Origin of the sequence: Nonomuraea sp. NPDC049695 (assembly GCF_040674955.1) — a bacterium.
Taxonomy (GTDB): Bacteria; Actinomycetota; Actinomycetes; order Streptosporangiales; family Streptosporangiaceae; genus Nonomuraea; species Nonomuraea helvata.
This window is the reverse complement of the sequence record NZ_JBFANV010000071.1, coordinates 16,822-37,633: the sequence shown is the minus strand read 5'-3', so window position 1 is coordinate 37,633 and position 20,812 is coordinate 16,822. Positions and strand designations below refer to the sequence as shown.

Annotated in this window: 24 protein-coding genes; 6 read left to right on the top strand and 18 right to left on the bottom strand. The window is 70.5% G+C overall.

Going from position 1 to position 20,812, the window contains the following annotated elements; translation table 11 throughout:
• Positions 1 to 5: 5 nt before the first annotated feature.
• The 7 genes from rnc to AB0J64_RS41705 all read right to left on the bottom strand — a co-directional run bounded on the left by rnc (position 6) and on the right by AB0J64_RS41705 (position 7,000).
• Positions 6 to 725, bottom strand: a complete 720-nt coding sequence (gene rnc / locus AB0J64_RS41735) for a ribonuclease III (protein ID WP_344992999.1) — start codon at positions 723 to 725, stop codon at positions 6 to 8.
• Positions 726 to 1,032: 307 nt separating this feature from the next.
• A complete protein-coding gene (gene rpmF / locus AB0J64_RS41730; protein ID WP_139632166.1) occupies positions 1,033 to 1,212 on the bottom strand; it encodes a 50S ribosomal protein L32 in 180 nt (59 codons plus the stop codon).
• Position 1,213: 1 nt separating this feature from the next.
• Entirely contained in the window at positions 1,214 to 1,765 is a 552-nt protein-coding gene (locus AB0J64_RS41725) for a YceD family protein (RefSeq protein ID WP_364040524.1), read from the bottom strand.
• A 71-nt stretch (positions 1,766 to 1,836) separates the two neighbouring features.
• On the bottom strand, positions 1,837 to 2,313 hold the full coding sequence (gene coaD, locus AB0J64_RS41720; protein WP_364040521.1) for a pantetheine-phosphate adenylyltransferase: 477 nt from the start codon (positions 2,311 to 2,313) through the stop codon (positions 1,837 to 1,839).
• A 14-nt stretch (positions 2,314 to 2,327) separates the two neighbouring features.
• A complete protein-coding gene (gene rsmD, locus AB0J64_RS41715) occupies positions 2,328 to 2,894 on the bottom strand; it encodes a 16S rRNA (guanine(966)-N(2))-methyltransferase RsmD (protein ID WP_364040518.1) in 567 nt (188 codons plus the stop codon).
• Positions 2,895 to 3,155: 261 nt separating this feature from the next.
• Positions 3,156 to 5,333 (bottom strand): ATP-dependent DNA helicase RecG, encoded by a 2,178-nt coding sequence (gene recG, locus AB0J64_RS41710; protein ID WP_364040515.1) that lies wholly within the window; start codon positions 5,331 to 5,333, stop codon positions 3,156 to 3,158.
• 119 nt (positions 5,334 to 5,452) lie between these two features.
• On the bottom strand, positions 5,453 to 7,000 hold the full coding sequence (locus AB0J64_RS41705; RefSeq protein ID WP_364040512.1) for a DAK2 domain-containing protein: 1,548 nt from the start codon (positions 6,998 to 7,000) through the stop codon (positions 5,453 to 5,455).
• Between the two features lie 196 nt (positions 7,001 to 7,196).
• On the opposite strand from AB0J64_RS41705, the gene rpmB reads away from it, so the two are divergent.
• Positions 7,197 to 7,382 carry a 50S ribosomal protein L28 gene (gene rpmB / locus AB0J64_RS41700; RefSeq protein ID WP_043618345.1) on the top strand — a complete coding sequence of 62 codons (186 nt, stop codon included), beginning with the start codon at positions 7,197 to 7,199 and terminating at the stop codon, positions 7,380 to 7,382.
• A gap of 360 nt (positions 7,383 to 7,742) precedes the next feature.
• Here rpmB and thiD read toward each other — a convergent pair whose 3' ends face one another.
• The 3 genes from thiD to AB0J64_RS41685 form a co-directional block, all read right to left on the bottom strand.
• The gene (gene thiD, locus AB0J64_RS41695) at positions 7,743 to 8,528 is read right to left on the bottom strand and encodes a bifunctional hydroxymethylpyrimidine kinase/phosphomethylpyrimidine kinase (protein ID WP_364040509.1); all 786 of its coding nucleotides are present in this window, start codon (positions 8,526 to 8,528) and stop codon (positions 7,743 to 7,745) included.
• Positions 8,529 to 8,544: 16 nt separating this feature from the next.
• Positions 8,545 to 10,164, bottom strand: a complete 1,620-nt coding sequence (locus tag AB0J64_RS41690; RefSeq protein WP_364040506.1) for a hypothetical protein — start codon at positions 10,162 to 10,164, stop codon at positions 8,545 to 8,547.
• A 269-nt stretch (positions 10,165 to 10,433) separates the two neighbouring features.
• Positions 10,434 to 11,393 (bottom strand): thiamine-phosphate kinase, encoded by a 960-nt coding sequence (locus AB0J64_RS41685; protein ID WP_364040584.1) that lies wholly within the window; start codon positions 11,391 to 11,393, stop codon positions 10,434 to 10,436.
• Positions 11,394 to 11,446: 53 nt separating this feature from the next.
• Here AB0J64_RS41685 and AB0J64_RS41680 point away from each other — a divergent pair, with 53 nt between their 5' ends.
• Both AB0J64_RS41680 and AB0J64_RS41675 read left to right on the top strand, forming a co-directional pair.
• Positions 11,447 to 11,680: an Lrp/AsnC ligand binding domain-containing protein gene (locus AB0J64_RS41680; RefSeq protein ID WP_344991475.1), complete on the top strand. Its 234-nt coding sequence runs from the start codon at positions 11,447 to 11,449 to the stop codon at positions 11,678 to 11,680.
• A gap of 13 nt (positions 11,681 to 11,693) precedes the next feature.
• On the top strand, positions 11,694 to 12,125 hold the full coding sequence (locus AB0J64_RS41675) for a DUF3515 family protein (RefSeq protein WP_364040502.1): 432 nt from the start codon (positions 11,694 to 11,696) through the stop codon (positions 12,123 to 12,125).
• 49 nt (positions 12,126 to 12,174) lie between these two features.
• Here AB0J64_RS41675 and AB0J64_RS41670 read toward each other — a convergent pair whose 3' ends face one another.
• The 3 genes from AB0J64_RS41670 to AB0J64_RS41660 form a co-directional block, all read right to left on the bottom strand.
• Complete coding sequence (locus tag AB0J64_RS41670; RefSeq protein WP_364040499.1) at positions 12,175 to 13,269, bottom strand: D-alanine--D-alanine ligase family protein; 1,095 nt, start codon at positions 13,267 to 13,269, stop codon at positions 12,175 to 12,177.
• A 74-nt stretch (positions 13,270 to 13,343) separates the two neighbouring features.
• Positions 13,344 to 14,354 carry an NAD(P)H-dependent glycerol-3-phosphate dehydrogenase gene (locus AB0J64_RS41665; RefSeq protein ID WP_364040496.1) on the bottom strand — a complete coding sequence of 337 codons (1,011 nt, stop codon included), beginning with the start codon at positions 14,352 to 14,354 and terminating at the stop codon, positions 13,344 to 13,346.
• A gap of 4 nt (positions 14,355 to 14,358) precedes the next feature.
• On the bottom strand, positions 14,359 to 15,015 hold the full coding sequence (locus AB0J64_RS41660; RefSeq protein ID WP_364040493.1) for a lysophospholipid acyltransferase family protein: 657 nt from the start codon (positions 15,013 to 15,015) through the stop codon (positions 14,359 to 14,361).
• 134 nt (positions 15,016 to 15,149) lie between these two features.
• Here AB0J64_RS41660 and cofC point away from each other — a divergent pair, with 134 nt between their 5' ends.
• A complete protein-coding gene (gene cofC / locus AB0J64_RS41655) occupies positions 15,150 to 15,782 on the top strand; it encodes a 2-phospho-L-lactate guanylyltransferase (RefSeq protein WP_364040490.1) in 633 nt (210 codons plus the stop codon).
• Here the strand turns inward: cofC and AB0J64_RS41650 are convergent.
• The gene (locus tag AB0J64_RS41650) at positions 15,777 to 16,988 is read right to left on the bottom strand and encodes an MFS transporter (protein WP_364040487.1); all 1,212 of its coding nucleotides are present in this window, start codon (positions 16,986 to 16,988) and stop codon (positions 15,777 to 15,779) included. The genes cofC and AB0J64_RS41650 overlap by 6 nt on opposite strands.
• Positions 16,989 to 17,044: 56 nt before the next feature.
• Here AB0J64_RS41650 and AB0J64_RS41645 point away from each other — a divergent pair, with 56 nt between their 5' ends.
• Positions 17,045 to 17,284 carry a hypothetical protein gene (locus AB0J64_RS41645; RefSeq protein ID WP_364040484.1) on the top strand — a complete coding sequence of 80 codons (240 nt, stop codon included), beginning with the start codon at positions 17,045 to 17,047 and terminating at the stop codon, positions 17,282 to 17,284.
• An 81-nt stretch (positions 17,285 to 17,365) separates the two neighbouring features.
• Here AB0J64_RS41645 and AB0J64_RS41640 read toward each other — a convergent pair whose 3' ends face one another.
• From AB0J64_RS41640 to leuC, 4 genes are all read right to left on the bottom strand, one after another.
• The gene (locus AB0J64_RS41640) at positions 17,366 to 17,665 is read right to left on the bottom strand and encodes an HU family DNA-binding protein (protein WP_344991495.1); all 300 of its coding nucleotides are present in this window, start codon (positions 17,663 to 17,665) and stop codon (positions 17,366 to 17,368) included.
• Between the two features lie 99 nt (positions 17,666 to 17,764).
• Entirely contained in the window at positions 17,765 to 17,992 is a 228-nt protein-coding gene (locus AB0J64_RS41635) for a hypothetical protein (RefSeq protein WP_344991498.1), read from the bottom strand.
• Positions 17,971 to 18,558, bottom strand: coding sequence for a 3-isopropylmalate dehydratase small subunit (leuD, locus tag AB0J64_RS41630; protein WP_364040479.1), 588 nt, complete (start codon positions 18,556 to 18,558; stop codon positions 17,971 to 17,973). Before leuD ends, AB0J64_RS41635 begins: the two co-directional genes overlap by 22 nt.
• Positions 18,559 to 18,572: 14 nt before the next feature.
• On the bottom strand, positions 18,573 to 19,958 hold the full coding sequence (leuC, locus tag AB0J64_RS41625) for a 3-isopropylmalate dehydratase large subunit (protein WP_364040476.1): 1,386 nt from the start codon (positions 19,956 to 19,958) through the stop codon (positions 18,573 to 18,575).
• 122 nt (positions 19,959 to 20,080) lie between these two features.
• Here leuC and AB0J64_RS41620 point away from each other — a divergent pair, with 122 nt between their 5' ends.
• Entirely contained in the window at positions 20,081 to 20,797 is a 717-nt protein-coding gene (locus AB0J64_RS41620) for an IclR family transcriptional regulator (protein ID WP_355380490.1), read from the top strand.
• Positions 20,798 to 20,812: the final 15 nt, after the last annotated feature.

The window sequence follows — 20,812 nt, the reverse complement described above, 5'->3', positions numbered from 1 at the left end:
CCCGTTCAGCCGGCGGGCTGGCTCTCGCGCTGCTCGCGCCTGGCCCTGATGCGGGTCCAGGCCGCCTCGGCCGCCTGCTGCTCGGCCTCCTTCTTGCTGCGCCCGGTGCCCGACCCGTACGACTCGCCGCCGACCCGCACCATGGCCGTGAACGACTTGGCGTGGTCGGGGCCGCTCTCCTCGACGTGGTATTCAGGCACGCCGAGCGCCTCGGAGGCGGTCAGCTCCTGCAGCGAGGTCTTCCAGTCGAGCCCGGCCCCGAGCGAGGCCGAGCGGACGATCAGCGGGTCGAACAGCACGTGCACCACCCGGAACGCCTCGTCGAGCCCCTTGTCGACGTAGATCGCGCCGATCAGCGCCTCGAGGGTGTCGGCCAGGATCGACGACTTGTCGCGGCCGCCGGTGCCCTCCTCGCCCCTGCCGAGCCGCAGGAACCGGCCCAGGCCCAGGTTTCTGGCCACGTCGGCCAGCGCCCGCATGTTGACCACCGCGGCACGCAGCTTCGCCAGCTGGCCCTCGGGCAGGTCGGGGTGGTTGCGGTAGAGGGTGTCGGTGACCACCAGGCCCAGCACCGAGTCGCCCAGGAACTCCAGGCGCTCGTTGGTGGGCAGGCCACCGTTCTCGTACGCGTAGGAGCGGTGGGTCAGCGCCCGCTCCAGGATGTCGGGGTCGAGCCCGACCGACAGGACCCGCTCAAGCTCGTCTCTGGCGACCTCCACGGCCACCGGCTTAGGACCTGCGCCCACGTCTTTCCTCCTCGGACATCTTTCGCATGGCGCGCGCCGGCTGCGGAAGATGCCCGAAAACGTGGTGGGCGTCGGGGTAACGCGTAGCCCCGGCGTCCACCACGGCCGCGGGCGAACCGCCGCCGTACGCACCTGAGACGGTAACGCCGACCGAGGCACAATGGCACCCGGTCGGCATCACGTCAAGCGCTGATGAGAAACCTGCGATGTGGACTGCCGCCACGGCCTCAGCCGAGCACAACAGTGGTACGGAAGTCCGACGGGCAGATCTCTTGTCAGACAGGGATCAGGCGGACGGCTCGATGACCTGACGGCGGTTGTAGGTGCCGCAGGTGGGGCACGCGATGTGCGGCTGCTTGGGCGAACGGCACTGCGGGCAGCTCACCAGGGCGACAGCAGTCGTCTTCCACTGGGAGCGACGGTGGCGGGTGTTACTCCGCGACATCTTTCGCTTCGGGACGGCCACGTCACTTCTCCTGATCGTTATCTTTGTCGGTAACCAGACCTTGCAACGACGCCCAACGGGCATCGACCTTCTCGTGCCGGTGATCCTCGCCGGCCTCGGCCAGCTTGATCCCACACTCCGTGCAGAGCCCCTCGCAGTCCTCACGGCACACAGGGCTCAGCGGCAGCGCCAGCACCACCGCGTCACGGAACGTCGGCTCGAGGTCGAGCAGCTCACCGTCGAGCAGTGAGTCCTCCTCCGAGGCGTCCTCGTCGGAGTAGAAGAACAGCTCCTGCAGGTCCACCTCGATCTCCGAGGAGACCGGGTCGAGGCAGCGCGCGCACTCCCCGGCGAGCGGGGTCTGCGCCGTGCCTGACACGAGCACGCCTTCCATCACTGCTTCGAGCCGGAGGTCCAGCTCGACTTCGGCGTCCTTGGGGACACCGATCATGTCGACGCCGAGATCCGCCGGTGCCGGGAGGGTCAGAGTCATCTGCCTCATCGTGCCCGGCCGCTTTCCGAGGTCATGAGTGGAGATCACCCACGGGGAGCGGGGGTCGAGGTGCTGAGTCATCCTGCTCTCGCTAGGCATGGCGAGACGATCGCCGTCGTACAAGGCCGAAATGAAAGGATAGCAGGTCGCGCTCAGCCCCTGAGCCGCTCGATGAGCAGCTTGTGCACAAGATCGGGTACGAGGCCCGACACATCCCCACCATATCTGGCGATCTCCTTCACCCTGCTGGAGGACAGGAACGAGTATTCGGGATTGGTGGGCATGAAAAGCGTCTCGACCCCTGACAGGCGATAGTTGAGCTGCGCCATCTGCAGCTCGTAGTCGAAGTCGCTGACCACCCTGATGCCCTTGACGATGGCGGGGATGTCGTTCTGCTTGCAGAAATCGACCAGCAGTCCGTGGAATTTCCGCACCTTGACGTTCGGATAGTCCTTGGTCACGGCCTGCAGGATGTCGATTCGCTCATCCACCGTGAACAGGCTGCTTTTCTCGACGTTGATGAGGACTGCCACGGTCACCTCGTCATACAGGTGGGCGGAGCGGCCGATGATGTCGAGGTGGCCATTGGTGATGGGGTCGAACGACCCCGGGCAGACTACGCGGCGCAAGACGCCTCCCAGGTCTACGGGTTCCCGGCGGCGCGACCGTACCAAACGGACGCTTCGCCATAACGACGGACCCTCTCCTCAACGTAGCCTTCTGGCCACATCAGTGCCTTTCCCCTGCTTTCCCTCTCGAATGCCACCAATGCCTCATCCGAGAGCCACCCGTTGTCCCGCAGCAGCTCCAGAACGCGCTGCACTTCGGCGTCGGACGTGGCATAGGGCGGATCGGCGAAGACGATGTCGTACGGCTCGTCAGGAGCCTTCCCGAGCAGCCGCTCGACCTTGTCCGCGATCACCTTGGCGCCTTCGAGGCCGAGCGTCTGGACGTTCGCCTTGATGGTCCGCACGGCCCTGGGGTCGGACTCGACCAGCACGGCCTCCTTCGCTCCCCTCGACAGGGCCTCCAGGCCGATCGCCCCGGATCCGGCGTACAGGTCGATCAGGCGGACGCCGTCGAGCCCGTACAGCGAGTCGAGAGTCAAGAAGATCCCTTCTCTCGCCCTGTCGCTGGTGGGCCTCGTGCCACGCCCCGGCGGGACCACGAGCCTCCTGCCACCCGCGCTGCCTGCGATGATCCGCGTCATGTGACCTATTGTTCCGCATGTTCATGCAGGTCAAGAGTGGACAAGTGTCTCCCTGGAGTGCGCAAGGGTGATTCACATCGCCCCGGTCGTTCCGCATGATGAGTTCTGCGGCCTTCAAGGTGACCCACATGGAGGCCGACCGGCGTGATCGTGAGCCCTTCCGCACGCCGGTTCCCTCGGCACCTGACCCGAGGGTGGGCCCAGCCGGGGACGGCATTCGGGGGGAGGCCGTCCCCGCGGCTGGGCCTTTTACATGACGCGTCAGGTCTTCTCCAGGTATTCGGCCCGCTCGTCGGCCAGCAAGCGGCCGATCTCGGCCCTCAGCCCCTCGTGGGTGGTCAGGTCCGGGTCCTCGGCGAGCAGGGCGGCCGCCTCGTCGCGGGCGGTGGCGATCACGTCCTCGTCCCGCAGCAGCTGCAGCAGTTTCAGCGACGATCGCTTGCCCGACTGCGCCGCACCCAGCACGTCGCCCTCCCGCCGCTGCTCCAGGTCCACGCGCGACAGCTCGAAGCCGTCCAAGGTGGCGGCCACCGCGTCCAGGCGGGCGCGGGCCGGGGTGCCCTCGGGGAAGTCGGAGACCAGGAGGCACAGGCCCGGGAGGCCACCGCGGCCGACGCGGCCGCGGAGCTGGTGGAGCTGCGAGACGCCGAAGCGGTCGGCGTCCATGATGATCATGACGGAGGAGTTGGGCACGTCCACACCCACCTCGATGACCGTGGTGGCCACCAGGACGTCCAGCTCGCTCCGCGTGAACGAACGCATGATCGCGTCCTTCTCCTCCGGCGGGAGCTTGCCGTGGAGCGTGCCGACGCGCAGGTCGTGGAAGGGGCCGCTCTTGAGGAGCTCGGCCACGTCGAGGACCGCGAGCGGCGGGCGGCGCTCGTCGTCGCCGCCGGCCGCCGCCAGGTCGCCCTCGTCGCCCTCCAGGTCGCCGATGCGCGGGCACACGATGTACGCCTGGCGCCCCAGGGCCACCTCCTCCCGGACCCGCTCCCACGTGCGTTCGAGATAGTGCGGCTTCTCGGCCGCCGGGACCACGTGGGTGGAGATGGGGGCGCGACCGGCCGGGAGCTGGGACAGCGTCGAGACCTCCAGGTCGCCGAAGACCGTCATGGCGACCGTGCGCGGGATCGGGGTGGCGGTCATGACCAGGACGTGCGGCCGCCCGCCGCCCGCCTTCTCGCGCAGCGCGTCACGCTGCTCGACCCCGAACCGGTGCTGCTCGTCCACCACGACCAGCCCCAGGTCGGCGAACTGCACGTGCTCCTGGAGCAGCGCGTGCGTGCCCACGACGATCCCCGCCGTGCCCGAGGCGGCGTCGAGCAGGGCCGCGCGGCGCGCGGCGGCGCCCATCGAGCCGGTCAGCAGCGTGACCGCCGTGCCCCCGAACATGCCCCCCTGCGCCAGATCGCCCAGCATGTTGGTGATCGAGCGGTGGTGCTGCTGGGCCAGCACCTCCGTGGGCGCCAGCAGCACCGCCTGGCCGCCTGAGTCGACCACCTGGAGCATCGCCCGCAGCGCCACCACCGTCTTGCCCGCGCCGACCTCACCCTGCAGCAGCCGGTGCATCGGGTGCTCGCCCGCGAGGTCGGCGGCGATCTCCGCACCGACCTGTGCCTGCCCCTCCGTCAGCGAGAACGGCAGCCGCGCGTCGAAGTCGGCCAGCATGCCATCGGAACGCCCGGGCCTCGCCTTGGCGGGCAGCGCACCGGCGGCCTGGCGCCGCTGCAGCAGCACGGACTGCAGCACGAACGCCTCGTCGAACTTCAGCCTCTTGCGCGCCCGCCCCACCTCGGCGAAGTCCTTCGGCCGGTGAATGGCCACCAGCGCCTCGCCCAGGTCCTGCAGGCCGTGGCGGGCCCGGAGCGCGGCGGGCAGCGGGTCCTCGAGCGGGCCCAGCGTGTCGAGCACGACGCCGACCGCGCGCCTGATCGCCCACGGCGTGAGGTCCTTGCCCGCCGGATAGATCGGCACCGGCGCCGACGCGAACTCCTCCGCGCTCGCCTCGCTCTCCTCGAACAGCTCGAACTCCGGGTGCGTGAGCTGCCAGCGCGGGCTCGTACGCGACCCGAACAGCCCCACCTTGCCCGCGAACATGCCCCGCCGCCCCGGCTTGAGCCGCGACTCCGCCACATGCGAGCCCTTGCCGAAGAACGACAGGTAGAGCTTGTTGCCGTTTCCGTCGACGACCTCGACCTCCAGCCAGGTGCCGCCGCGGTTGCGCATGGGCTTGCGCATGAGCCTGGTCACCTCGCCCACCACGGTGACGTGCTCGTCGACCTCCAGCGCGTCGAGCGAGGTCAGCTCGCCGCGCTCGGCGTAGCGACGCGGGTAGTGGCGCAGCAGGTCGCCGACCGTCTCCAACTCGAGCACGCTGTGCAGGAGCTTGGCGGTCTTCGGGTCGAGCGCCTTCGTCAGAGGCTCGTCGAAACGGCTCACGGCATTAAGTTCTACCGCCTCGGCCCGACAGGAATCCCGTTCATCGGCCCGGCGTCACGTCACTCGAGGCCGATCAGGCCGATGTCACCTCACTCCACGCCGATCAGGCCGGCGTCACGTCACTCCACGCCGATCAGGAGCGGGTAGCCGCCCTGCTCGCCGTCGTACACGACCAGGTCGACGTCCGGCCGCGTACGTCCCAGGTGCTCCTCCAGACGCTCGGCCAGCCCGTGCGGCGCCTCCGAGCCCGTGACCACGGTCACCAGCTCGCCGCCGCCCGCCACCATCCGGTCCACGACCATGGTCGCCACCCGGTCGAGCGAGCCGCCGATCACCGCGACATCCCCGTCGATCATGCCGAGCACGTCCCCGGGGCGGCACACCCCCGCGCTCGTGACCGCCTCACGGTCCGCCACCGTCACGTGCCCGTACCGCGTGTGGCCCGCGGCGTCGGTCATCGCCACCACGTCGTCGTCGAAGCGGCGCAGCGGATCGTGCACGGCCAGGGCCGCGAGCCCCTGCACGGTCGCCTCCGTGGGCAGCACGCTGACCGTGACCCCGTCCTCGCGGGCGATCTCCGCGGCCGCGGCGGCGATCGACCTGACGCCCTCGTCGTTCGGCAGGACCGCGACCTCGCTGCCGGCCTGCGTGATCGCGGCCAGCATGGCGGAGAGCGTGGGCCGCGTGCCGGGCGCGCGCCGTACGACGACGGCGCCGCACTCCTCGAAGAGCGCCGCGATCCCGTCCCCCGCGGCCACCGCCACCACGCCCCTGCCCGCGCTGCCGCGGTGGGTCCGCTCGGCCAGGTACGTGATCCGGATCCGGTGCGGCCGCCCGGCCCGCACGCCCGCCTCCACGGCGGGGCCCGCCTCGGCCACGTGGACGTGCACGTTCCACAGGCCTCCGCCGCCGACCACGACGAGCGAGTCGCCCATGGCGTCGAGCTCCTCGCGCAGCGCGGCCACCGCCGCGTCGTCGGCCTCCAGCAGGTACATCACCTCGTACCCCGCGCCCACCTCGGTCATCGGCGAGACCTTGGCGGTCGGCGCCGGCACGTCGTAGTGGTCGGTGTAGGAGTCGGTGATCACGGCGGCCAGCGTCTCCAGCACGATCGCCGCCCCCGCGCCGCCCGCGTCGACCACGCCGCTGCGGGCCAGCACCTCCAGCTGGCCGGGCGTGCGGCGCAGCGCGGCGCGGGCCTCACCCGCCGCCTCCCGCGCCACCTCGGCCAGATCGTCCCCGTCCATGTCCTGTACGGCTCGCGCGGCGGACTCCAGCACGCTCAGCACCGTGCCCTCCACCGGCCTGGCCACCGCCTCCCTGGCCAGCACGGCGGCCCGGTGCAGCCCGGCCCGCAGGTCGGGGCCGTCCTTCAGCACCTCGGCGAGACCGCGTAACGCCTGGCTGACGATCACCCCGGAGTTGCCACGGGCCCCGACCAGGGCGCCGTACGAGAGCGTCTGCCACATCACGGCCGGGTCCACGTCGTCGGGCAGCGACTCGACGGCCTCGGCCGCGGACAGCATGGTCAGGTGGAGGTTGGTGCCGGTGTCGCCGTCGGCCACCGGGAACACGTTGAGCGCGTCGATCTCCGCTCTGGCCCGGCCCAGCGCCTCGGCGGCCAGGCGGGCCCAGCGGCGCACCGCGGGCGGGTCGAGGATCTTCATCTGCGCCCTCCCGGCCCCCTATGCGCTACCGTTGTCGATGGAGAATATCGCCGCCGGGCCTGCGGTCCAGCGTTCCAGTTCGCGCCCATCGGTGTGGATCGGATATTCTCGTCTGGCTGGCCGGTTGTCCCGGCATGCCCTCCGCCCGGAAAGCATCCGCGGACAGGGCTACATCGACTGTTTTAAGGAGCGAACCGTGGCTTCCGTCTGCGATGTCTGCCGCAAGGGCCCGACCTTCGGCAACAACGTGTCCCACTCCCACCGCCGTACCCGTCGTCGTTGGAACCCCAACATTCAGACGGTTCGCGCGGTCGTCGGCGGGACGCCGAAGAAGCTGAACGTGTGCACCTCGTGCATCAAGGCGGGCAAGGTCACCCGCTAAGTCCACACTTTCTCGCGCAAGCCCGTCGCTCCTTGTGGAGCCGCGGGCTTGCGCGTTTTCGTCTCCCAGCGCGGCCACAGGCGTCATCGGCCGACCCCTCAATGGGGCAACCGCAGCGGCTCACCGGGGCTACGGACGGCTGCCCCCTGGCCACCGCAACTCCGAGCGCCGCAACCATGCCCGCCGCCTGCGCCTCTCACCGCGGGGAGTACCCCGCCCGTCCGACGGGACGCGGCCCGGCATGCTCTCCTGCGCCCCGACACGGGCAGCGCCCCTCCACAGGCGCCACGAGCCCGGCACCGGCGGCGCCGGGCGCTGTGGCGGGACAGGAGGGCCGCAGAGGGGCTCAGGGATCGGCGGTCAGCGCCAGCGCCAGGCGTGGTCCACCGGTCCGATGCCGCCGCCCAAGGGGAAGCCATGCGCGATGGCGCCCGTCACGTACTCCTTCGCCTTGCCCACCGCCTCCGGCACGTCGTCACCCAGCGCGAGCCGGGAGGCGATGGCGGAGGCCAGCGTGCAGCCCGTGCCGTGGGTGTGGCGGTTGTCGAGGCGTTCGGCGGTGAAGCGGTATTCGCTGGTGCCGTCCGTGAGCAGGTCGACCGGCGCCCCGGGCAGGTGACCGCCCTTGATCAGCGCCCAGGTGGGCCCCAGCTCCAGCACGGCGTCCGCGGCCCGCCTCAGCCCGTCCTCGTCCTCCACCTTGACGGAGGTGAGCTGCTCCACCTCCCACAGGTTCGGCGTCACCACGGTGGCCACGGGCAGCAGCCGCGTCCGGACCGTCTCGACGGCCTCGGGCGCGAGCAGCGCGTCGCCGTGCTTCGACACCCCGACGGGGTCCACGACCACCGGGGCGGCGTACGAGCCGAGCACACCGGCCACCGTTTCGACCAGGACGGGAGAGGCCAGCATGCCGGTCTTCACCGCCTGCGCGCCGATGTCGCCGAGCACCGAGTCGAGCTGCGCCCGCACGGCCTCGGGCGGCAGCTCCCAGTAGCCCTGGACGCCCAGCGAGTTCTGTGCCGTCACCGCGGCGATGACGCTCATGCCGTGGACGCCCATGGCCATCATGGTCTTCAGGTCGGCCTGGATGCCCGCGCCGCCCCCTGAGTCGGAGCCGGCGACGGTCAGCACGCGGGGAGGAGTCATATCCCCATCCAACCACTCAGCTGACGGCGCAGGCCCCGCTGACCAGCCCGCAGTTCGCGGCCTTCGCACCCTTGCCCGTGGCGGTGAACGAGACGGCGACCGAGTCGCCCGTCGCCAGCGACGCCGACAGGTCGAGGATCAGCAGATCGCCGTCCTGGGTCCACTGGGCTCCGGACACGCTCATGACCTTGCCCTCGACGGGGACGGACACGGTGGGGTTCTCGATCGTCTGGCGGGACGTGTTCGAGAGCGTCATGTCGGCCTTGTAGCCGAGCGGGCCCTGCTTGATGACCTGCCGGACGTTCATCGAGCCGGCGCCGGAACCGAAGGTGCCCGTATTGGTGGGGAGGGGCGTGGCGCCGCTGGTGGGCGCGCCACCGGTGTCGGAGTCGTCCAGCGTCGACGGCTCCTCGGTCGGAGACTCGGACACGCTCTCCTCGGCGGGCGGCGGCGTCGGGTCCTCCGTCGGCTCCTTGGACGTCTTCACCTTGGTCTTGGTCGGCGTCGGCGTGGCGGACGAGGTGCGCCGCGGCGTGCGGGCGCTGTAGGAGGCCGTCGGCGACGGGGTCGCGGAGGGCTTGGTGTCCTTCTCGGACGGCTCCTCCGTCGGCTCCTCAGAGGGCTCGGTCTGCTCCTCGCTCGGCTGGGCGACCTCGGGGCCCGGCTGGTTACTGGTCGCCTGTACGGCGGCACAGGTCGTACCCGCGCACTTGCCCGGATCGCTCGACGAGCTCATGAACTTGACGCCCGCCACGGTGCCGCCCAGCACGACCGCCACTGCGGCGACAGAAAGCAGCGCGACCCGGCCCTTGCCTCCGCCCGAGGAGGGCGCGGCGAGCACGTCGTCGCCGCCACCACCGCGTCCGCCGCCACGGCGTCCGCGGCGGCCCTTGGGCTCGTCCGGCTCGTCGAGGCCGCCGTCCTGCGACCAGTCGGGACCGAGGAAGCCGGTCTCGGCGTTCGCCCAGGCAGGCGCCTGCACGGCCGTCGGCTCCCCGGCCACCTTGACGTCTCCCGGCTCGGGCGGGCCGGCCGACATGGGGACGTCGAACCGTCCGGTACGGTCGCCATGAGGCCCGGCGAAAGCGTCACCCTGCACATCGGGGCCGTTGAGGAAGGCCGTGCGCTCGTCAGGGCCGGGCGCGTCCGGACCGCCGAAGAAAGCCGTGCGCTCCTCAGGACCAGGTGCATTCGGGCCGTCGAAAAAGGCCGTGCGCTCCGAAGGGCCGGGCGCATGCGGGCCGTCGAAGAAAGCCGTGCGCTCCGAAGGGCCGGGCGCATGCGGGCCGTCGAAGAAAGCCGTGCGCTCGGAAGGATCCTGCGCGTCCGGGCCGTCGAAGAAGCTCGTGCGCTCCATGGGCCCGTCGAAGGGACCCGGCGGGTCGAAAGGGCCTCGTTCGGCGCGAGGGGCCGGGTGGTCAGCGGGAGGGCCCCACTCCGACGGACGGACGAAGGCGCCCGTCGTCTCGAACGGCCCGGCCTCCTCCCCTGAGCTCGGCGGCGGGAAGGCACGCGCGGGGTCGTTGGCCGGGGAAACGCCGCCGGCGAGGTCGTTGGGCAGCGCGAAGGCCCCGGTGGTCTCGAACGGCTCGGGCTGCGGCCCACGCTGCGGCGGCCCGTCCGTGCGCCGCGGCATGGGAGCCCACTGGCCTGTCACCTCTGGTGCGTCCGGCAACGAGGGCCAGCCCGGCGGCTCGGCCTGCTCGTCAGGACCCCAGAATGCGCTGTCGCTCCCCCGTTCTTCCCCGTCGTCGGATCCACCTGTGCCGTGGCGGCCCATGGCTGCCCTTTCTCGCGGTTACAGTGGCCGCCAATCTTCATAACACCTTCACTACACCGTTGTCACAACAATCCCCGTAGTCCCACCTCAAATCAGGAAAATGTCACGTAAATCGGGACAAGGTGTTACCGAAAGTGATCCCACCCGCGCCGACCGATCTCGCGCCCGCGCACCAGAACGCCCTCGCCCTCGATCACCCGGCCCACGACCTGCCACGATGGCGGCAGGCGTACCTCTGAGGGGAAAACCGCGGCGAGCGCGTGGTCCTCACCGCCCGTGAGCACCCACTCCAGTGGGTCGGACCCCAGTTCCTTGGCCGCGACGGCCACGGGCTCTCCCACCGCGAACGCCCCCGGATCCAGCTCGATACGCACGCCGCTTGCCTCGGCGACGTGGCCGAGGTCCTGCAGCAGCCCGTCGCTGACGTCCAGCATCGCGCTCGCGCCCAGCGCCGCCGCCTGCGGCCCCATCGCGTACGGAGGACAGGGCCGCCGATGCGCCACCACGGCCTCCTCGAGAACGGCGTTCAGCGGCACGCCCGCCTCCAGCAGCGCCCACCCGGCGGCGGCGTACCCCAGCCGGCCGGTCACCGCCACCACCTGCCCGGGCCTGGCTCCGGAGCGCGTCACAGGCGCCCGCCCGCCCAGGTCGCCCAGCGCGGTCACACCGATGACCACCAGGTCGCACCTCGTGATGTCGCCCCCGGCCACGCTCGCCCCGACCACGGCGCACTCGTCGCGGAACCCGTCCGTGAGGTCGTCCAGCCACGTCAAAGGGAGGTCGGCGGGCATGCCCAGCCCGACCACGATGGACGTCGGCTCGGCGCCCATGGCCGCCACGTCGGCCAGGTTCTGGGCCGCGGCCTTGCGGCCCACGTCATAGCCGCTGGACCAATCGCGCCGAAAGTGCCTACCCTCGATCAGCAGATCCGTTGAGACCACCACACGGCCGTCGGACGCGCCGATGACAGCGGCGTCGTCACCCGGGCCTAGCATCACTGCCGCGCCCTGGGGCAGACGTCCGGTAATACGATTTATCACTCCGAATTCGCCGAGATCTCCGACTGTGATGACGCACCTCCTGATGCACACAGGGTACGGTGGCGGTTCGGCGTGATCCAATCGCCTGGGAGGACGTGATGGTGCAGGCCTACATCCTTATTCAGACCGAGGTCGGCAAGGCTGCCGCGGTGGCTCAGGAGATTTCCGGGATTCCCGGCGTCACCCAGGCTGAAGACGTGACGGGTCCCTACGACGTCATCGTGCGCGCGGAGGCCAACAACGTCGACGAGCTGGGCAAGCTCGTGGTGGCCCAGATTCAGGCAGTGGAGGGCATCACGCGTACTCTTACCTGTCCGATCGTTCACATCTGAAGGTAGTCGTCGCATGCGTGCCGCCGCCGTCCTGCTCGTTCTCCTGGCACTCGCCGGTTGCGGCGGCACCGTGCAGGTCGATCCGCCCAAGCCCCAGGGCGACGCGGTGGCGGCCTGCGACAAGCTGGCGACACTGCTGCCCCAGACGCTCGACGGCGCCGCGCGTGGCACGTCCACACCGGAGTCGCCGTACGTGGCCGTCTGGGGCGATGCCGCCATCGCGCTGCGCTGCGGCGTGCCGAGGCCGGCCAGGATGGCGCCCACCGACCAGCTCCAGGAGGTCGGCGGGGTGGGCTGGTTCGCCGACCCGGAAAAGCCCGCCCTGTTCACCGCGGTGACGGACACGGCCTACGTGGAGGTCACGGTCGGCGGCGACCACGTGGCCGCCGAAGTGCTCGCGGACCTGTCGAAGCCGATCTCCCAGGTCTCGACGCCGCCCCGCTGATCCGCCGGCGCAGCCCTGCCGCCCTCGGCAGAGCACGTTGAACGAGACGTCAACGCAGTCCCGTCGGCCGTGACAGCGCGAGCTGGATGAGCCGGTCGACCAGCGCCGGGTAGTCCAGGCCCGAGGCGGCCCAGAGCTGCGGCGCCACCGACAGCGACGTGAAGCCGGGCATGGTGTTGATCTCGTTGAGTACCAGCTCGCCGTCGGGCGTGTAGAAGAAGTCGACCCGCGCGAGCCCCTCGCAGTCGAGCGCCTCGAACGCGCGCACGGCCATCGCCCGCAGCTCCGCGGCCGTCTCCTCGGGAATGTCGGCGGGCACGGTGAGCGACATCTGGTCGGGGTAGTACTTCGCCTCGAAGTCGAAGAACTCCTGACCGCCCTCGACCCGCACCTCGCCGGGCGCCGACGCCACCGCGGGCTCGTCGCCGAGCGACTCCAGCACCGCGCACTCGATCTCGCGGCCCGCGATCGCCGCCTCGATGAGCACCTTGGGGTCGTGCTGCCTGGCGAACTCCACGGCCGCCTCCAGCTCCGCCAGGTCGGAGGCCTTGGAGATGCCCTGCGACGAGCCGGCCCTGGCGGGTTTGACGAACACCGGCCAGCCCAGCGACTCCGCCTCCTTGAGCACGCGGCCGCGGTCGAGCCGCCAGTCGCGGTCGCGTACGACGACGTAGGGGCCGGTCGGCAGGCCCGCGGCGGCCATCACGGTCTTCATGTACGCCTTGTCCATGCCCACGGCGCTGGCCAGCACGCCGGAGCCGACATAGCGCACCCCGGCCATCTCCAGCAGCCCCTGGATCGTGCCGTCCTCGGCGAACGGCCCGTGCATGACGGGGAAGACCACGTCCACGGAGCCGAGCTCCACGGGGATGCTGCCGGAGTCGTACGCCACCAGCGAACTCCCCCCGGACGGCAGCGCCAGCGCCGCGCCCGAGGTGTCGACGACGGGCAGCTCGCCCGACTCGATGGCGAACCGCTGGTCGGAAGCGGCCAGCACCCACCTGCCGTCCTGGGCGATCCCGATGGGGATCACCTCGTACTTGCTCCTGTCGATCGCATCCAGCACGCTGCCCGCGCCCATCAGGGACACGGCGTGCTCAGAATTGCGGCCTCCGAAAACGACGGCGACGCGTGGCTTGCTCATGGTGTCCGAATCTACCGGGGTGTCCCGGTCACAGCGAGCCGAGCACGCCGTAATCAGGTCTTTCTCCCGGTGTGTTAGATGCCGTAACGCTCGGGTTTCGGTGAGCGGGACATGAGCAGCATGCCCGCCTCGGCGGGAGACATGCCGTCGTGCACCACCCCGACGACGACCTCGGTGATCGGCATCTCGACGTCGTGCTTCCTGGCCAGCTCCAGGACGGACTCACACGACTTCACGCCCTCCGCGGTCTGCTTGGTGGCGGCCACGACCTCCTCGAGGGTCATGCCCCTGCCCAGGTTCTCGCCGAAGGTGCGGTTGCGCGACAGCGGCGAGGTGCAGGTCGCCACGAGGTCTCCCATCCCGGCGAGCCCCGCGAACGTGTGCTGGTCGGCCCCGAGCGCCGCGCCCAGGCGGGAGATCTCGGCCAGCCCCCTGGTGATGAGCATGGCGCTGACGTTGTCGCCCATGCCCATGCCCGCGGAGACGCCCACGGCCAGCGCGATCACGTTCTTCACGGCGCCGCCGAGCTCGACGCCGACCACGTCGGGATTGGTGTACGGGCGGAACCACGGCGGCAGGTGGCAGATCGCCTGGAGACGGGCGGCGACCGACTCGTCGGTGCAGGCGACGACCGTGGCGGCGGGCTGGCGCCCGGCGATCTCCTTGGCCAGGTTGGGACCCGAGACGACCGCGACGCGCTCCTCGGGCACCTCGGCGACCTCGCGGATGACCTCGCTCATCCGCTTGGTCGTGCCCAGCTCGATGCCCTTCATCAGGCTCACCAGGACCGCGTTCGGCGGGATGTGCTCGCGCCAGGCGGCCAGGTTGGGCCGCAGCTGCTGCGACGGCACGACCAGCACCACGAACTCGGCCCCGTCGAGCGCCCGCGCCGGGTCGGTCGTGGCGCGCAGCTTCTCGGGGAGCGAGATGCCCGGCAGGTAGTCGGGGTTCATGTGGTCGCGGTCGATCGCCTCGACCAGCTCCCGCCTGCGCCCCCACAGCGTGACCTCGTTGCCTGCCTCCGCGAGGATCATCGCGAATGTGGTGCCCCACGAACCCGTGCCGAACACGGCCACCTTCGTCATGCCATCACCGCCTGGACGGATCGTAGGGAGTCTCGGGACCCTTCTCGCCGCGCAGCTCGGCGAGCTGCTCGGTGATGGCCGCCATGATGTCGGCCGTCGCCTCGCGCAGCACCTCCGCGTGCGTCGACCTGCCCTCGTACTTCGACAGGTCCACCGGTGGCCCCACCGTCACGTGGAAAGTCTTGCGCGGGAACAGTCTGGGCTTCTTCTCCCCATAGGGCAGCAGCTCATGCGCGCCCCAGTGGGCCACCGGGATGACCGGCGCGCCGCTCTCCAGCGCCAGCCGGGCCGCGCCCGTCTTGCCCACCATGGGCCACAGGCCGGGATCGCGGGTGCAGGTGCCCTCGGGGTAGAACAGGATCGCGCAGCCGTCCTTGAGCCGCTGAGCGGAGACGTTCAGCGAATTGGCCGCCTCGGCGCTGCCGCGGTAGACGGGGATGGCGAGCAGCCCCGTCACGGCCCTGCCCAGGAACGGCACCTTGAACAGCGCGGCCTTGGCCAGGATCACCGGCCAGCGGCCGTTGTTGTAGAGGAAGTGGGAGAGCAGGACGGGATCGGCCCAGGAGAGATGGTTGGTCGCGATGATCACGCCGCCGGTGCGCGGGATGCGCTCCCCTCGGCGCCAGTCCCTCTTGACCAGGAGCCGGGACAGTGGTTTCACGATAACTACTGCCAAAGTTTCCCAGAAACGCGACGGGCGCGTGGGGCGGCTCATGGACTCCTCCAACACTTACGGGGTGCGCCCCAAGTCTCCCGGGTGGCCGCGCGGGATGTCGAGGCGGGATCCTTAAGACTATGAGCATCCGCTGGTCCCTGGTGATCCCGGTGAAGACGCTGGTCGCGGCGAAGACGAGGCTGGCCGCGGCGACGGGTCCGCATCGCATCCGGCTGGCAGTGGCGGTGGCCAGCGACACCGTGGCGGCGGCGCTCGCGTGCGCGCACGTCGCCCGGGTGATCGTGGTGACGGCCGATCCCGCCGCCGCGGGGCCGCTGGGCGCGCTGGGGGCCGAGGTGGTGCCCGACCCGGACCGCGGGCTGAACACCGCCTTGCGGACAGGGGCCGCCCATGCCGTACGCGTCGCGCCCGGCGACGCGGTCGGGGCGCTCCAGGCGGATCTTCCCGCCCTGCGCTCGTCGGAGCTGGGGGTGGCGCTGTCGGCGGCGGCCGAGCTGGACCAGGCGTTCGTGCCGGACGCGCTCGACGTCGGGACGACCTTCTACGGGGTACGGCCCGGGATGCCGTTCACGCCGAGGTTCGGCGGGGAGTCGCGGGCCAAGCATCTGGCGGGCGGGGCCAAGGAGCTGTGCCTGCCGGGGATCGAGTCCGTACGGCGTGACGTGGACACCCCTGACGACCTGCGCGCGGCCATCGCGCTTGGCCTCGGCCGGCACACGGCCGCGGTGGTCGCCGAGCTGTGGCCCTCATGAGAGGGGCACGGACGCCTTCATGATGGCGGGCGAGGTCACCACCGCCAGATGTGACAGGCCCATCAGGGCCACGCCCGCGGCGAAGACCGCGTAGCCGCCGAACCACTCCCCCAGAGCGCCGCCGACCAGACCGCCCAGCGGGAAGGCTCCCCACATCAGGAAGCGCATGCTGGCGTTGACCCGACCGAGCAGGTGCTCGGGGGTGATGCGCTGACGGTAGCTGAGCTGAGCGATCCCGAAGATCGAGCTGGCCACCCCGAACAGCGACGCGGCCACCGGATAGATCAGCAGCCGCCAGCCGGGGCCGGTCGCCAGGGCGGGCAGGTAGAGCAGGGTCGCCAGGACGGCGGAGCCGTACAGGGTGCGGCCGGTGCCGAAGCGGGCCGTGACGCGGGCCACCAGCGCGGCGCCCACGATGGAGCCGACGGCGGCGGCCGACAGCAGCAGCCCGTACAGGCCCGAGCCGAGGCCGAGCTGCTTGAACAGGTAGAGCGGCAGGCCGACCGTGCAGATGCTGTTGGCCATCATGGTCACGGCGCCGACGACCGCGATCCTGCGCAGGACCCGCTCCTTGGCGACGAACGTGATGCCCTCGGCCACCTCGTGCCGCAGTAACCTGCGCTCGCCGCGCCGCGGGCTCTCCTGAGCCCGCACGCCCGACAGCAGGAGCGCCGAGACGAGATAGCTGACGGCGTCGGCGAGCAGCGCGAACGGCGCGGTGAACGCCGCCACCATCCAGCCTCCGACGCCCGGCCCCGCGAGCGTCGAGGCGGTCCTGGTGACCTCCAGGACGCCGTTGCCGCGTTCGAGGCGCTCCTTGGTCACGATGGCGGGCAGGAAGCTCATGTGGGCGACGTCGAAGAAGACCGTACCCACTCCCAGCACCAGGGCGACGGCGTAGAGCTGGGGCAGCGTCAGCACGCCGAGCCAGGCCGCCACCGGGATCGACAGCAGCGCCACGCCGCGCGCGAGGTCGGACCAGATGAGGATCGGGCGGCGGCGCGCCCGGTCCACCCACACGCCCGCGGGCAGGCCGATCAGCAGGAAGGCGAGCATCTCGGCCGCCGACAGCAGGCCGAGCTCGAAGGCTCCGGCGTCCAGGACGAGAAGCGCCGTCAGCGGCAGGGCCACGACCGTGACCTGGGTGCCCATCTGCGTGACACCGTTCGCCCACACGAATCGCCAGAAGTCGCCCGCACGCACCATGACAAGAGATCTTTCTTGCCTCGCAGGGCAGGGGCAAACCAATTACGCTGATCTGCGTGCAGGGGACGGTACGCAGCTTCGACGAGGCCACGCGCTCGGGCACGGTGTTCCTGGACGACGGGACCGTGCTGGAGTTCGGCACGCCCGCCTTCGACGCGGGGCCGCTGCGGCTGCTGCGCACGGGCCAGCGGGTCAACCTCGCGGTGGCCGGCGGGGAGATCACCTACATCACGCTCTCGACCTTCCCGGTCCCGGCCGCATTCGCTCAGCCGCGCCCCGCGAACGACGCCGGGTAAATCGAGGGCCGAGCGGCCGGCGGATTGCGCCGCCAAAAGCGAACGCCCGGGCCGAGGCCCGGGCGTGCAGCTGCGCTGGGACTACTTCTTCTTTCCGACTTTCTTGCCGCCCTGGTTGACCAGCTCCTTGAAGTCGGATCCCGGGCGGAACTTCGGCCCCCAGCTCTCGGGAACGTTGATTTCCGCGCCGGTGGACGGGTTCCTGGCCGTGCGGGCGGGCTTGTTCACCATCTCGAACGCGCCGAAGCCCGTGATCGAGACCTTGTCGCCGCTGGCCACGGCCTTCTGGATGGCGTCGATGACCGCGTTTACGGCCTCGGTGGCCGTCTTCCTGTCGCCCACCCGATCCGCGATGGCCTCGACGAGTTCTCGCTTGTTCATGAAAGTCCTGCTCCCCCAGTTACGGCTCGGGGTTCCAGCTCACGAGTTCGACGTAGAAACCCCTTACGCGGTCGAAAGTAGGCTGGATCACGGAGGAACTCAATCACCGAACGTGTTTTCCTCACTGCGTGGCGTGTCGAGCGAGGCCAGAAAGGCGTCAAGGCGGGCGGCGGCTCTTTCCGGATCCCGCTTCGCCAGGTCGCAGATCGCGAGGTAACGACGGGCCAGCCTGGCCTTCTCGGCCGCGGGAAGCATGCGGACGCGGCGGTGCGCCTCGCGCAACCGCCGCGCCAGTTCGTCGTCTTCTAGACGGTCGTCGGCAGCCATGGCTGCCGACCATTCTCGTACGCCGCCACTTCGTCGGCGTGACGCAGGGTCAGCCCGATGTCGTCAAGGCCTTCCATGAGCCGCCAGCGGGTGTAGTCGTCGATCTCGAACGGCACGACCTCGCCGGCCCAGCGGACCTGGCGTTCGGCCAGGTCGACGGTGATCTCCAGCTTCGGGTCCGCCTCGACGGCCGCCTGCAGGGCCTCGACCTTGTCGCCCGGCAGGACGACCGGCAGCAGGCCCATCTTCGTGGAGTTGTTCCTGAAGATGTCGCCGAAGCGGGCGGCGATCACGACGCGGAACCCGTACTGCTGCAGCGCCCAGACCGCGTGCTCGCGCGAGGAGCCGGTGCCGAAGTCGGGACCGGAGACGAGGATCGAGCCGCCCTCGTAGGACGGGTCGTTCAGCACGAACGTGGGGTCCTCGCGCCAGGCCGCGAACAGGCCCTTCTCGAAGCCGGTGCGGCTGACCTGCTTGAGCCAGACGGCCGGGATGATCTGGTCGGTGTCCACGTTGCTGCGGCGCAGCGGCACCGCCGTACCGGTGTGGGTGGTGAAAGCGTCCATGGGAAGTGGCTCCTTTAGAGGTCGGCGGGCGCGGTGAGGCGGCCGGTCACGGCGGTCGCGGCGGCGACCTGCGGCGACACCAGGTGGGTGCGGCCACCCTTGCCCTGGCGGCCCTCGAAGTTGCGGTTGGAGGTGGAGGCGCTGCGCTCACCGGGCTGGAGCGTGTCGGGGTTCATGCCCAGGCACATCGAGCAGCCCGCCTCGCGCCACTCGGCGCCAGCGGCCTTGAACACCTCGTGCAGGCCCTCCTGCTCGGCCTGCAGCTTGACCAGCATGGAGCCGGGCACGATCAGCGTGCGGGTCTTCACCTGGCGGCCGCGCAGGATCTCGGCGGCCGAGCGCAGGTCCTCGATGCGGCCGTTGGTGCACGAGCCGACGAACACCGTGTCGACCTCGATCTCGCGCAGCGGCGTGCCGGCGGTCAGACCCATGTACTGCAGGGCCCGCTCGGCGGCCGAGCGCTCGACGGGGTCGGAGAAGCTCTCCGGGGACGGGACGGACTCGCCCAGCGGCAGGCCCTGCCCGGGGTTGGTGCCCCACGTGACGTACGGAGTCAGCGTCGAGGCGTCGATCTCCACGACCTTGTCGAACACGGCGTCGTCGTCGGTGCGCAGCGACTTCCAGTATTCGACGGCCTGGTCCCATGCCTCACCCTCGGGGGCGTGCGGGCGGCCTTTGAGGTACGCGAACGTGGTCTCGTCCGGCGCGATCATGCCGGCGCGGGCGCCCGCCTCGATCGACATGTTGCAGACCGTCATCCGGCCCTCCATGGAGAGCTTGCGTACGGCCTCGCCGCGGTATTCGACGATGTAGCCCTGGCCGCCGCCGGTGCCGATCTTGGCGATGATGGCCAGGATCAGGTCCTTGGCCGTGACGCCCGTGGGCAGCTCGCCGGAGACCTCGATGGCCATCGTCTTGGGCCGGTACGCGGGCAGCGTCTGCGTGGCCAGCACGTGCTCGACCTCGGAGGTGCCGATGCCGAACGCGATGCCGCCGAACGCGCCGTGCGTCGACGTGTGGGAGTCACCACACACGATCGTCATGCCCGGCTGCGTCAGCCCGAACTGCGGGCCGATGATGTGCACCACGCCCTGACCGGCGTCACCCATCGGATGGAGCCTGATGCCGAACTCGGCGGCGTTCTTGCGCAGCGTCTCGACCTGCGTCTTGGACACCGGGTCGGAGATCGGGCCGAGCACGGTCGGCACGTTGTGGTCCTCGGTGGCGATCGTGAGATCGGGCCGCCGCACCTTCCGACCGGCGAGACGGAGCCCGTCGAACGCCTGCGGGCTGGTCACCTCGTGAATGAGGTGCAGGTCGATGTAGAGCAGGTCCGGTTCGCCCTCGGCGCGCCGGACTACGTGTTGCTCCCAGACCTTCTCGGCCAGTGTGCGGCCCATGATTCTTCCTCCTGTTTGTCAGCGATGCACCATCGCGCCGCTGCCTCGGGGTCCCAATCTCCCCTTGCGCGGAGTTTGCCTCCGACTTGCTTTCTCATATGTCGAGACGGCAGTATCGGTGTATGGACAACTCTAGCGGAGTCGGAGTACTCGACAAGGCCGTTCTTGTACTCAATGCCCTCGAAGCGGGCCCCGCTTCACTGGCGCAGCTCGTCCAGGCCACCGGTCTGGCCCGTCCCACGGCCCATCGACTGGCCGTCGCACTTGAGCATCACCGCATTGTGAGTCGTGACACACAGGGCAGATTCGTCCTGGGTCCGAGACTTTCCGAGTTGTCCACCGCGGCCGGCGAGGACCGGCTGCTCGCGGTGGCCGCGCCAGTGCTGATGCAGCTCAGGGACCTCACCGGGGAAAGCGCGCAACTTTACCGCCGCCAGGGCGACGAGCGCGTCTGCGTGGCGGCCGCCGAACGCGCCAGCGGCCTGCGCGACACCGTGCCGGTGGGCTCCGCGCTGCCCATGACGGCGGGCTCGGCGGCGCAGATCCTGCTGGCCTGGGAGGAGCCGGACCGGCTGCACCGGGGGCTGCGCGGCGCCAAGTTCAGCGCCGCCACCCTCGCCTCCGTACGGCGCCGCGGCTGGGCCCACAGCGTCGGCGAGCGTGAGCAAGGTGTGGCCAGCGTGTCGGCCCCCATCAGGGGCAGCGGCGGCAAGGTGATCGCCTCCGTGTCGGTCTCCGGCCCCATCGAACGGCTCACGAGGGCCCCCGGACGGCTCCACGCGGTGCCCGTCATGGCGGCCGCCGAACGTATAACGGAGGCAATGCGTCGCACGTCATGATCGGAGAAAGCAGGT